6 protein-coding genes are annotated in these 12,616 nt (G+C 60.8%); 1 reads left to right on the plus strand and 5 read right to left on the minus strand.

Annotated features, from left to right (window positions below; translation table 11 throughout):
• The first annotated feature begins 319 nt into the window (after nucleotides 1–319).
• The gene (gene rlxS / locus ACP7BY_RS20675) at nucleotides 320–2,308 is read left to right on the plus strand and encodes a relaxase/mobilization nuclease RlxS (protein WP_137903331.1); all 1,989 of its coding nucleotides are present in this window, start codon (nucleotides 320–322) and stop codon (nucleotides 2,306–2,308) included.
• Between the two features lie 111 nt (nucleotides 2,309–2,419).
• Here rlxS and ACP7BY_RS20680 read toward each other — a convergent pair whose 3' ends face one another.
• The 5 genes from ACP7BY_RS20680 to ACP7BY_RS20700 all read right to left on the minus strand — a co-directional run.
• The gene (locus tag ACP7BY_RS20680; protein ID WP_033967280.1) at nucleotides 2,420–3,256 is read right to left on the minus strand and encodes an NYN domain-containing protein; all 837 of its coding nucleotides are present in this window, start codon (nucleotides 3,254–3,256) and stop codon (nucleotides 2,420–2,422) included.
• 11 nt (nucleotides 3,257–3,267) lie between these two features.
• Nucleotides 3,268–8,238: an ATP-binding protein gene (locus ACP7BY_RS20685; protein WP_212742100.1), complete on the minus strand. Its 4,971-nt coding sequence runs from the start codon at nucleotides 8,236–8,238 to the stop codon at nucleotides 3,268–3,270.
• Nucleotides 8,235–10,064 (minus strand): hypothetical protein, encoded by a 1,830-nt coding sequence (locus tag ACP7BY_RS20690; protein ID WP_212742099.1) that lies wholly within the window; start codon nucleotides 10,062–10,064, stop codon nucleotides 8,235–8,237. The genes ACP7BY_RS20685 and ACP7BY_RS20690 overlap by 4 nt, the downstream gene beginning before the upstream one ends.
• Before the next feature lie 3 nt (nucleotides 10,065–10,067).
• Nucleotides 10,068–12,479: a protein kinase domain-containing protein gene (locus tag ACP7BY_RS20695; RefSeq protein ID WP_426288348.1), complete on the minus strand. Its 2,412-nt coding sequence runs from the start codon at nucleotides 12,477–12,479 to the stop codon at nucleotides 10,068–10,070.
• Nucleotides 12,480–12,528: 49 nt separating this feature from the next.
• Nucleotides 12,529–12,616, minus strand: an 88-nt coding sequence (locus tag ACP7BY_RS20700; protein WP_426288173.1) for an IS3 family transposase, incomplete at its 5' end; no start/stop codon positions are given.

Below are 12,616 nucleotides of genomic sequence, written 5' to 3' on the forward strand. Positions count from 1 at the left end.
CGTACCAGACCTCGAATGCCGACAGGGACCAGCAGCGCGGGCGGCTGTGGCGCGCTTCGCAAATATGGTAGGAGAACGACGATGGTAGAGACGGCGAACAGGAAGAGCCCAATTAAGAAGGCAAGATAAAGCTATGGCACTGGTGTTCCATAAGCCTTTGTCTGCACATCGTTTTTTGGACCCATGACTGGCACTGTCCTCTGTGCACCAGTGCCGTTCCACGCCGAAAGGACGGCATTCCGCCGTGTTTGGCGGCACCGGTTTTCATATCACGGGCTGCGCGGCATGCTGGCCCCTCCACGCCCCCGGAATCACGATAATGGCCGACGACGACAGCTTTGAACCGCGCCTCGGGCGTCAGCGTCAGCAGGGCGGCAAGCGCGCCCGGCGCTATCTCGGCCGTGTCCTCGCCGCCGCCAATCTTGCGCGCGGCGGCGCGGCCGCCTTGGGCGTCGCGCGAGGGGCGTTCTCGGGCACGCGGATCGGGCGCGGCGCGGGTGTCGGGCGGCTGCTCGCTAGCCGCGGCGGTCATGCGGCGTTGAACGGTCGCCGTGTCATCGTCAAGGCAAGCATCGTCAAGCTCGCCGGCAAGGGCGCGTCGGCCGCCGCCGCACACCTGCGCTATCTCCAGCGCGACGGGACCACGCGCGCGGGCGAACGCGGCACGCTCTACGGGCGCGATGCGGACGCTGTCGACGGCAAGGCGTTCGGCGAACGCGGGGCTGGCGATCGCCATCAATTCCGCTTCATCGTCTCTCCCGAGGACGGCGATCAGTATGACGATCTGAAACCGCTCACACGGCGGTTGATGGAACGGATGGAACAGGACTTGGGGACGAAGCTCGATTGGGTCGCGGTCGACCATTTCAACACCGGCCATCCGCACTCTCATATTGTCGTGCGCGGGAGGGATGATCGGGGCGCCGATCTCGTCATCGCCCGCGACTATATGACGACCGGCATCCGCGAGCGCGCCGCCGAGCTGATCGATCTCGATCTTGGCCCGCGTACCCACCGCGAAATCGCGCAGACGCTGCGCGCCGAAGTCGAGCAGGAGCGCCTGACCTCGATCGATCGGGAGTTGCTCAAGCGAGCGGACGCCGAGCTAGTGGTGGCAACCAAAGGTCGCGACGCCTTCGACCAGACACTGCGCGCCGGCCGGTTGGCGAAGCTGTCACGCCTGGGCTTGGCCGAGCCCCTCGGCGCCGGCCGCTTCCGGCTCGCGCCCGTCCTTGCCGATACACTTCGCGCATTGGGCGAACGTGGCGACATCATCCGCACGATGCAGCGCGAATTTTCGCGCGCCGCGATCGCCCGGGCGCAGGTCGACCAGACGATCTACGATCCGGCCGCGCCCGATGCCCGCCCGCTGGTCGGCCGCGTGTTGGCGCGCGGGCTCGCCGACGAGCACGCCGATCGCTATTACCTGATCGTCGACGGCGTGGATGGGCGCAGCCATTATGTGACGATCGGCAAAAGCACGGAAACCGATGCGAGCCTGCCGCGTGGTTCGATCGTGCAGATCGATCCGGTTAGCCCGACCGTGCGGGAGGTCGATCGGACCATCGCCGCAGTCGCCGCCGCCAATGGCGGACGCTACGATGCGGACGCCCATCTTCGCCACGATCCGACCGCCACCCAGGCCTTCGCCGAAACCCATGTCCGGCGGCTCGAGGCGATGCGACGCACATCCGGCATCGTCGAACGCGAACCGTCGGGCCGCTGGATCATCGCGCCGGACCATCTCGATCGCGTGACAGCCTATGAGGCTGCGAGGCTGCAGGACCGTCCCGTTGCGATCACCATACTGTCGCCGCAGCCGCTCGATCGGCTGATCAATGCTGACGCTGCGACCTGGATCGATCGCGAGATTGTTTCGGGCGCACCCGTACCCACCCGCGATGCCGGGTTCGGCCATGATCTGCGCGACGCCCAAGCGCGTCGGCGACAGTGGCTGGTGGCGCAGGGATTTGCCGAGGAAACAGCGGGCAGCACGACGTTTCCGAACGGCATGATCGCGGCGCTCCAGCGGCGCGAGCTGCTCCGGGTTGCGGGCCAGCTCGCCGACGAGGTGAATTTGCCATTCCGGGAGGCTGCCGAGGGCGCCCGGATCGAGGGCGTCTACCGCCGTTCGGTCGACCTCGTCAGCGGGCGCTTTGCAGTGATCGAGCGCACCCGGGATTTCACGCTCGTGCCGTGGCGTCCGGTACTGGAGCGGCAGGTCGGCAAAGCGGTCTCGGGATTGATGCGCGGCGACGGCATCAGCTGGTCGATCGGGCGGGGTCGGAGTGGGCCGTCAATTTCCTGATGGGGCGATCTGTTCTCGGGTTGCTACGGGCCGCTTCTTGTCGATAGGTTCCGCCGACGTCCCGGTCATTCGACACGCATTTTGCGTGGCTGAAAACGGGACTTCTGGTCTTCACCGGGCGGGACGAGGTGTATGGTCCCGATTGCGCTTGTCAGCGACGTAGCTCTGTCCACCATCCGCCTTAAATATTTCAAACAAGCCCGTCGCCTCGAACAGGGCTGGAAAATTCTTGACCCCGTAGTTGCGAGGATCGATCGGCGCCTGGCGCTTGGCGGCGCTGCCTGCCGCGGACATAGACGCCCAGCCATCTTCTCGTGCCGCTGCTTCGACGGCACCGCGCAGGATCGTTACAAGAGCGGCGTCCTGCGCGAGCGGCTTCGCGGGGCTTGCGGCCGTAACGCGAGCCACCTTTCCCTCCGCCTTGCTGGTGGGCTTTCCCTTGGCTTTCGCCTTTCCAGCCGATTCGGCAACGGGTGGCGAGGCTACTGCGGTGTCGATGCCGTCGAGATAGAGAAAGGTTGTACAGGCGTTGACGAAAGGATCGGGCGTCTTTCGCTCGCCGAAGCCGTAGACGTTTTGCCCGTTGGCTCGAAGCTGCATCACGAGAGGCGTGAAATCGGCATCGCTCAACGCGATACAGAAGGCGTCTAACTTCTGCGTGTATAGTAACTCCATCGCATCAATGACGAGCGCAATGTCGGTCGCGTTTTTGCCGGCGGAATAGCTGAATTGCTGTATTGGGCGGATCGCGAACTCGTGTAGCTTCTCCTTCCAGCCCTTCAATCCGCTACTCGCCCAGTCACCATAGGCTCGCCGGATATTGGCTATTCCGTACTTTGACAGCTCAGCGAGTATAGCCGCGATTTTTGAGTGGGAGACGTTGTCGGCGTCGATCAGGAGTGCGATGCGGTGATCGCGCGTGGGCAGTGCGGGCTGTTCTGTTTCCATCGTTCCTGCTCTCACTCCGCCAGATGTACGCGGATTGGTTTGTGATGTCCCTCCCCGAAGAACAGAGCGTTATACCGCTCAAGCGATTTGAGCCGGTCAGCCGTTTGCTTCTCGTCTGCCGAAGCACCCGTCATTCGGGCCAGCGTGCGGGCATCAGCCTCTGTCACACGCATCGTGAGGTAGCTGCCAACGGCTGAGAAGAGTGACGAGTTGAAGTCTTTCGCTTCCTGCGAGGCTAATATCAACGACAGGCCGTACTTCCGGCACTCCTTCGCAAATTGCGGAATCAGCTTCAAACGGGCGGCCCTATGGGCTTCGTCGAAGATGATGGCGTGCGTCAGCCCCATCTGCACTCCTCGCCTGAACATATCCTTGTAGAGACTGTAGAGGATGAAGGATGAGAAAGCGTTCTGTAGCATCCCATTCGTTGTCCCGTGGATTCGGATGATCGTGGGACGCGTCTCATCGAGCAGGCTGGGTTTCTCTCCAACGCCATCGAAGAATCCGTAATCGGACAATTCTCGCAATCGGGCGAGAAGTCCGGCGTTGGGCTTCGGTTTCCCGCAGAGAATATCGTAAAATGCGCGAAAGCTGGGTGTCCGACGTCCGGATGGAGAAGGATCTGCCCATCCAGCATCGTCATAGCTTTGCTTCAGGGCCTGTCTCAGCTCCTCGAGCTGGATATCCCCGAGGTCGGGAAAGATCGCCCCGAAAACGTCGCGCAAGGTCCCGGCAACATCGACATGCGCGGTCGGCTGGGATGAGTCGATCCGAAGCGGATTGAAGCCCAGTCCATCATAGTCGACGAAATTCAGCGGTCCAAGTTCATCCGCGAGCTTGGCGTCTATGTCGTCATGATAGGAGAATATGATCGGGCAGATCCCAGCTCGACTGAGCTGGCGGCATATGTTGATCAGACAGGTTGTTTTGCCCATTCCCGGAAGACCGACGAGCATCAAATGCGGATTGGCCCGTATCGACAGTCGCCAGTTCACGTCATCATGGCCACCAGCCGTCGTACCAAGGTTGATCTCGGTGGGATCCACCGGTCGCGCTGACTGATCGCCGGCAGACGAGCCATCCACCGGTTCAGAGCTAAAGGACGCAGCTGCGGCCGGGGGCTCATCCTGCGCGAGGTCGGAATTGCTGCTCGTTACACCCTCGTTTGGGAGCAGTATTGGCACTGGCATTTCCAGCGGTTCTGGCGGGCCTTGGTCGTGCGGCGAGGGGAGAGTCCCCGGATCGTCGGGCAGCAATGACGGCCCAAAGAGCCACAACCTGGCTTCTTCGGCATCCGCCGCCTGGATGCGTTCCGGCGCACCGGTGCGATGCTCGGGACAAAAGACGTAACCGATGTCGGGTTGTTCGATCTCGGTCGGCAGATAGTCCGCGTTGAGCAAAATCTGATCGATCTCCCGCAGAAGCCGCGTCTTTGCGGCTGGCTGGAGACGATGGCGCGCGGCACGTTCAAGGTAGAAGCGCAGGATTCGTGCGAGCTGAGAGCGACGAAGCGAACGCTCAAGCGGATGCAGGTCCTTGGAGAAAAAGTAAGCTGACCACCGCCGTCGTAGGTCACCTGTCTGGGCAAGCATCCCTTGGAACAGTTCCGGTTGACGCGCTGTGCGCAGATGCAGCCGGTGCTTGACCTCAACAAAGCGGAATTCGATCGCCCCGCGTCCGGTGGTTTGAACATGAATGAAGTCGGCTCGGCGGCCGCCTTCGCCATCATCCTCGCTTCCAGTCACCGGTGCCACGTCGAGTATCTCGTCCACTGGCACGAAGAAGCCTCGGCCCAGATCCAGCCATGGGCCGCTGCTATCCTCCGCAAGGGCACAGTGCGCTTGCATTAGGGCAAGGGAGATCATCTCACCAGTTCGAGAGCTTGGATTTGCGAGCCTTATCGCTAGCCTGCCTGACAATGCCTTCAGGTGCAGCAGCAGGAAGCGGCTGTTCCGCTCGCTTCCGCTGAGCCCCATATCGCCGAGGGCTTCATCGACGAGGGCACGAACTTCTTCCAGATTGCTCGTCGTGGTGACCAGCTGAAGGGCACCGAGATCCGAACGCTCAGGAATCGCGTCGATAACGAACCGCTCATAGATGTCGGGCAACGCCACTGGCGCATCAAAATATTCCACACATGCGTTCCGATCGACGGTCACTACCCAGTCGCTATGTTCATGCATGAGGTCGATGCGGCCACGGTCCGCCAGCGGAAGGCGCGTCCTGAGAACAGGCCAGTCGTCGGCTGCTCCACCAAGGAATCGAGACGTCGCGCGGGCAATGGCGGCGTCCATGCGGAGCAAGCGATCGATTCCGGTTCGGTTTTCAGGTGCCTTTTCGCCTTCTGTTTTCGGCGGGGCATAGACGATCCATTCCGTATCCTCGCCGAAGGTCACACGGCGCTCCAATGCCCGGCTGAGTCCGAAAGCGTGGAGCGGCCGGCTATCTCCCAACTCTTCGGCTTTGCGAATCGTCAGCCGAGTCTCGAAGCTGTCGAATGCGAGAGCAAGATGACTCGTCCGCGGTACATCTGACTCGGATCGCTTCGCCCAGCGTAGTCGCGGCGCGACGATCTCTCCGGGCCGCCGCGCCGTCTCCGTCATCCAGCGATCCTCGGCGCTGACGATGCCGCCGCCGGTGCGGCGGCGGCGTCCAACTGCATTGAGGAATTTACCAGATATGGAGGAGGTCTCTTCGGGATGGATGAGGTCCAGCTTGAAGCAGAGTTCCGATTCTCGCTCTTCGTCATCGTCGGCTGCTGGCGTAACCGCCCTTAACGTCTCGCCGAGCGCGCGCGCAACTGTGGCTCCGTCACCAGGTCGCCATGCCTGGATATGGAGCATGTCGAGGCCGACACCGGCAAGGCCGCTGCCACGATGGTGGCAATCCAGATAGTGCTGAATCTCTCTCGCCAGAACGGCCGCGCTCTCTATGCCGATGGATGGAGCGATTTCCTGGGTACCACCGCCGAGGCAGGTCGAGAGCAAGGAAATTGCAGCCTTCGGTTCCGGATCGCCGTCCACGGTGAGAGCGACGGCATGGAATCCCAGCATGTCTGCAAAAACAAAGCCCGGCATATTTGGCGTTCCAGGAAGCACTGCCGGAAAATTCGAACCGTCGAGATCCTTTACCGCAGCGCGCACGGACGACGCTGTCATACCCTGCTCGTAGCGGGCATGAACGAGAAGCTGATCGTATGCAGCGTGCCACAGCATGCGGAGCGGATGCAGCGGCGTCGCGATGAGACCCCATGTCCGGCCAGATAGTGACCGCACTTCAATGGTTCCGTGAAGACAAAGAGCGGGTGGCCCTGCCTCAAGCGCCGCAGCCCACGCATTCGTATATGCCTCGCCAGCAGGCCACCGGCTCGCCTGAATTCGAGCCAGCAAGCCAAGCGGTCCAAGCTCCGAAGCCAATTTTCGGCAGCTATCGACCACTCGGTCCCAGACATTGGAGGGTAGTGAACCGGGCGACAGCGCCTCGAAGGCGAGTTCGCCGACGGGAGATCCATCGGAGCGGACCTTCAATATCCATCGTCCTGGCGGCCCGCCAAGACGCTGCCAATCATCTTCGGCTTGCCGTATGAGCGTAGGGCGTAGGACCCGCGCGCTTCGACCACCCGGAAGGCTCCAACTGATAAACCCTTTCTTGTCCTCCGTGGCACGCGACGCAGGTTGGTTGACGTCCGCAGCTTCATCGAAAGCAGCTCGGTTCAAAATCGCGATGGCGCCGTCGATCAGGCTTCGTTCGACTTTGCCAGAAACTGCCGTGGATTTGCCTTCAGCCTCACCAAACTCAAGGACAAACTCTTCGCTCTGCACGGCCGGAACGTCCGTGGCTCCAATGGCACTTATATGCACAGATGCTTCGAACTTGGCATCCGAGCCCAGATGATCAAAGTATTCGATGGAGAACACGGCCCGCTGAGGATTCACCTCCTTGTGTGAGACCGTTTGTTCAGCCAGTTCTTCCTCGCCCGCCATAATGGCTACGCGATAATCGACCGCGCCGCGCGGCAAGTCATCTGGTTCTGTAGCCCAGCGAACTTCAAGTCGGCCTTGATCCTTCGTCGCCGCAGCGCGATCCAGGACCAGGCGGGGGCGCTCGTCTCCCGTTTCCTCGGTGGGCCTCAGGCCTGACCAGCCCACCAATTTCCCCGCGCCGGTCCGCCACGACGACAGACGGAGCGCACGTACATCTGCACCGGTAAACTGAGGATCGATCGCGCGAAGCCAGAGGTCTGGCCTGCCATTGAGACAATTCAGAATTTGCAGAGGGCCGCGGCCAGCAGAATCTCGCAGAAATGATTCGAGCGCTGCAGCCTGGTCGCCATCCGGGTCATTCGCTAGCAGCAGGCCGCGGACGCGATCACCAATAGAACGGTCATCATGTGCATAGAGCAGCCGCTCGGCGAGGGCTCCGCTCAGGTCGAGGTCGTTCTCGTCCGGAACTCCTTCAATGGCGATTGGCCAGAGGCCAAGCCGTGCCACCGCTGCCCCAGCGCCCACCGACTCGGCGGTCACAAGAAAATCGAAAATCTGGAATGGCGTTAAAAGGTGCCGGCGCCCGAGACGCTCGGCTCTACGTTGCGCAGCCCTGAGAAAAACGCCCTTTCCCCGAAGCGGGCGGCGTGCACGCTCCTGTGCGCCTCTGAAAAGCTCTGCTTCGCCGATCTCTCGCGCCGCACTGTAGATGCCATCCAGACCTGCCCCGGCCCGAAGAGGGTCGATTATGAACAGAATAGGGTCGGCCTTGTTCTCGCGCAATTCGACGGCCCCATCGGCCGTAATCCGATTTTCACCCGCCGCATCAACCACCGCCCGAACTGTCCAGCCGTCAACTATCAGTCCCGGGGGAGCGACCAATGCGTCGACAAGCTCGGAGGAGAGGCATCGAAGGAACGCGATTTCACCTGACACGGGCGCGCCAAGAATCTGCGCGAGCGCTGTCGCGATATGGCCCGCGTGAACGTCTGTGATCATATGGCGACTGCCTCTTGGGATTCGCCCATGTCATCGTTTGGGATGTAGCGGGTGCGCAGCTTCTTCATGCGTTCGGCGTCATTGACGCCCACGAGCAGGCCAAGATCGCGCAGCCGACGCTCCAGCACTCGGCGGTTTCGCTGAAGGAGTTCGTTGGGGACCGCCATATTTGGGGGCGGCTGATCGATGTAGAATCCGTAGCGCTCGCGCAAAAGTTGCAGGAACTCTGGAAAGGAGAGGTCTTTTGGCTTGTTGCCCTTTCCGTCCCTTCTCAGATGACGGTGCACCAGATACTCGAGTGCCGTGTTGGAAAGGACGAAAGAGATTGCGTCCATCGTCTTTCGACCGCTGGGCAGTGCCTTGCGCAAGGTAATACGGCGGCGACGGGCCAGGCCGTGAGGTTCATCGGTCATGAGAGCCGCATGAAAGCTCTCTTGGATTCGGCTCTTGGAAGATTGTTCCAGTGCGAGCGTCAGCGCTTCAGCAAGCCGAACCCCGTGCTTGCGTCCGTCCGTTTCGTTCTGAAGGATGTCGAGACGTAGATCTGTTGGCTGCTCAGGATCAGACGCCTGCACCAGTTTGCGGGCGGAATTGCGAAAGAATTTCTCGGCATCGCGTGATTCGTCATGGGCACCGCGAGCCAGTGATCCGAGTAGATTGAGCCATTCGGTAGCATCGGGCTCTTTGGGCGGCAGACCGTTCTTCTGTGATGCGAGATCCGACTCCGTGCTGACAAAAAAGTCCAGTAGGCGCAAATACATGAGTATCGTCGACAAGCGCTGCAACTGACGCCGGGCGAGATCGCCCGATTGTTCCGATGCGTCTCGCAATTGCGGATCAGCCGAGCCCGAGCAATCGACGAACCGCTCCCATGGCTGCTGCTCATTCTGCTCCGGCACTTCACCTTCGGTGAGCCAATGCTCGAGTATGCGAACAGTCGAGAGAATGATCGTGGAAAGCCCAACGGCGATGGCGCTTTCGAGCATTGGGAGGAGCGATAAGCGAGGAATCGTGCCGTCGCGTCCGTAACTCTCAAAGAAAACGAGGAGATCTTTACGGAACTGGGCAGCCGCCTTGCTCGCGATCGGACGCTGATTGGGGATCGGACCGGGCTGCCCCTTCCCCACGGCCTTGCTTGGGGCCTCGCCGCAAAGTTGCGCCATCCGTACAGTCAGTAACTGGTCTAGGCCGACGGTCGTGTCTTCACTGAATTTGTCGGATCGCAAGTTGGTCCTAAGATCGCCGTCGACCGATACCCCTGGCGCAAAGGCGGCGACGAACTCATTATCCTCTATCCGGGCGCCAACAGGATAGCGGCCACCGCGGGCGTCAAGTTCGAGGTTGGCGCCTTTGGGTTGATCGGCAACCAGCGCAACGATCATTTCGGGGACGCCACGCAGGTTGGCAGCATCCACCGGGAGGTCAATCCACGAAGCCATATAATGCGGCGCGAAGCAGCGTTGGACCTGCTCATCATGCCCTTCTGCATGTCGTCTGTTTTCGAGGATCGCGGTCAAAAGCAGGTCGCCGAGGATCGTTCGACCGGTTTCGGTATCGAAGCCAGCGAGGACCTCGCTCTGGGCAAGAACGTCAGCCACGCTCCGGATCGTCGGCTTGCCGCCATCAGGCCCGAATGAGCTGTTGAATTTGCCCCTACCGCGCCGATGCCCCCAACGAAACAAATACAGGATCATCGGCATCAGCGCCCCGATCGCAAAATCCTGGGGCGTGAAAGGGAAGACCGGTGCATAGTTGCCGGTCCAGATCTTGGCCGTCATGTGATTGCCAAGGGCGTTTTCGACCGTTTTCCGGGCTTCACTCGCCATGGTTCAGACCCTCATTTCAGCACGCTCAAGCGTGATGATCTGACCAGTAGAGTTCATGTCGATGCCAACCGTGTAGACACGCTCTTCATCTGCTGGATTCCATGCCCGCATTCCCCGTTCATCTTCCTGGGCCAGCCGCTGAGTGAAAATCGCGAGGTTGGCGAAAACATCGTCCGAAAAAGCATCGAGGATCTGGACGCCTTCCGCGAGTTCCCGCAGCAGTGTGAAGAGGTCGAGCGGTACGATGAGGCGCTCGACACGATCATTTGATAGCCGGTAACTTAGCACGAGATGGCGATGAAGCGTCTCGAGGCCTGGCGCGCGCGCAAATTCTTCGGCCGCCAGCGTGAACCGAGCAAGGGGCTTCGCGACCCAGAAGGAACTTTCGGTCGGGGTTCGTGGGACGATACGAACGGGAACAAACTCACGATCCCGGAAGGCAATGTCGGGTAGTGCTTCGAGCCGAGAAAGACCGCGGCAAAGCTCATCTCGTATCTGGGTTTTGTGTTCATCGGACAGTAGAGGGAAATCCCTGAAATCAGCTAGATGGCGTCCGCCATGGAGGCCAAGCGCATCGATGCTCCGGCCAACCTTTGAAATCTGATCTGCGTTCCAGAAGAAATAAGCTCTGCGTCGTGCGCTTCGGAGAGGCGCCTCGGGAAAACGAGGGGCTCCGTGTGCGGGATCGGGCGCGGCCGGACTCAGCAAGTAGCGGTCTATACGGGCATTGGCATCGAGCGCCGGATCAAGCCGCGTGAGTTCCCGCAACAACTCTCCTTGCCGTCGCGGTGCTGATGGGTCGAAACAATAGTCAGCTGATTCGTGCTTTCCGATCGAAACGTCTTCATGCAGGTCATCACAGGCGTAAATTCCGAACAGGATATAGCTCAGCGCCGCCTTGAGCTCTCGGGCAGTAATGTGGACCTCATTGCGCTGATGGACTGCCTGCAGGGCATCCGTCAGGCGCGTCCGCAACAGGGTTCCGCGTGCCAAAGTGCTGGGGTCACGGCTGGCGCCCATCATCGCAGCAGAGGCTTGCATGGAGCAGCGTGACTGAGCTGTGCAGCGGTTGCACGCCTCCCAGATTTCCGGTGCGTTCGATCCGCCGACCAACTTGGCGATCATTTGATCCACGAATTGCGTGGATACCTGATCGAGCCCGTCCTCAATTCCGCCGACCAGCGACCGGAAGTTGAGCTCGATCAATCGAACATGGGCATCAAGCCCCTCGCCTTCACGCCCAAGCGCGTCGGCAAGTTGCTGTGTAAGCCGGCTCTGGCCGTTTCTTTGCTCGTAGGATTCAATCCATTCCATCAGGCGGCCATCGTTGACAGCGACAAGATGAATACGATTCGTCGGTGCTTTTTCGTGGAAGGGCTCAAAAATCTCGTCGAGCAATTCGTCGGCAGAGCGGCCATTCCAGGATGCGGCACCATCGAGGTTGATCTTGATTTTCAGGCCGCCAATCAACGCATCGTGCACGCGACGCTCCGAACGGAGGTCGTCGATGCCCAGCTGTGATGCCAAGCGCTGCAGAAGTGCGGTCTTTCCGTCACCGGCATTTCCGCACAGGATTACCAGAGCAAGATCGCCAGCCAGAATGGCGGGGCCAAGCATCCGGTCAAGCCCGGTTTCGACATAAGTGTCTGCTGCAAATGAAGAATCTAGACCACGCGTTTCGGCGTTCCCAAAACGGGAGCCCGGATAGGATCTGAGAATCTCGGTGACGCGAGGTACGACCATTGGACGAAGAGGTTCGGGTTCAGTCGATGCTATGGGTGCATTCACCGTTCCAGCAGAAGCGCGATCGAGCTGCCGCAAGGCATCCAAGGCCTGGCCGGCTCCGGTAAAACGGCGAGATGGGTCGGGATCGCAGGCCCGGTCGGCGAACTGTGCGAACAACGGGAATCGGGAGCGATCCTCTTGTGACCAAGCCACTCCGGCCCCATCGCGACGGATCCCCTCAAAGAGAAATGGATGCTGGTCTGTCAGCGCATGGTACAGGCTTGCCGCCAAGGCAAAGACGTCGTCTGCCGGCGTCGCGGGCCGCAGCGCCCGCCGCTCGGGTGAGGCATAGAGTGTCGTTCCAGGGCTATTGATCACCTCCCCGACGGGTCGAGCGAGATCGAAATCGATCAGGCATGCGGCCCGGCCATCGACGAGGATGTTGGAGAGGCTGACATCCCCATGCACCCAGTTCTGGACGTGAAGAGCGTTCAGTCCTTCACAGAGCACTTTAGCCCAGTTGAGGATCAGCGACTCTGCATCGAGCGGGGAATCGTCCTGGAGTTCATCAGCAAGGAGGCCGACATATTCGCCACGGAGGTTGTCAAGCGGGTCACCGGGTCGCCACTTCAGCAAGGCCACCAGGGTGTCGGCTCGCCATTTGGCTGCGGTCTGATAGATTCCGGACAAGGCTGAGTGATCGGCGATGTGAGCTGCTGCCGGTCCCATGGACACCAAGTTAGGCTACATGAGCCTGCTTCTCGAAGTCCATGGGGCTGAGATAGCCCAAGGTCGAGTGCCTGCGCGTGGGATTGTAGAAGCGTTCG

Source organism: Sphingomonas sp. PSPC2-2 (genome assembly GCF_049897725.1).
In the GTDB taxonomy this organism is placed as follows: domain Bacteria; phylum Pseudomonadota; class Alphaproteobacteria; order Sphingomonadales; family Sphingomonadaceae; genus Sphingomonas.

Bases quoted from the DNA above. Each gene is read 5' to 3' on its own strand.
- rlxS (WP_137903331.1), top strand. From the start codon at position 320: ATGGCCGACGACGACAGCTTTGAACCGCGCCTCGGGCGTCAGCGTCAG.
- ACP7BY_RS20680 (WP_033967280.1), bottom strand. From the start codon at position 3,256: ATGGAAACAGAACAGCCCGCACTGCCCACGCGCGATCACCGCATCGCA.
- ACP7BY_RS20685 (WP_212742100.1), bottom strand. From the start codon at position 8,238: ATGATCACAGACGTTCACGCGGGCCATATCGCGACAGCGCTCGCGCAG.
- ACP7BY_RS20690 (WP_212742099.1), bottom strand. From the start codon at position 10,064: ATGGCGAGTGAAGCCCGGAAAACGGTCGAAAACGCCCTTGGCAATCAC.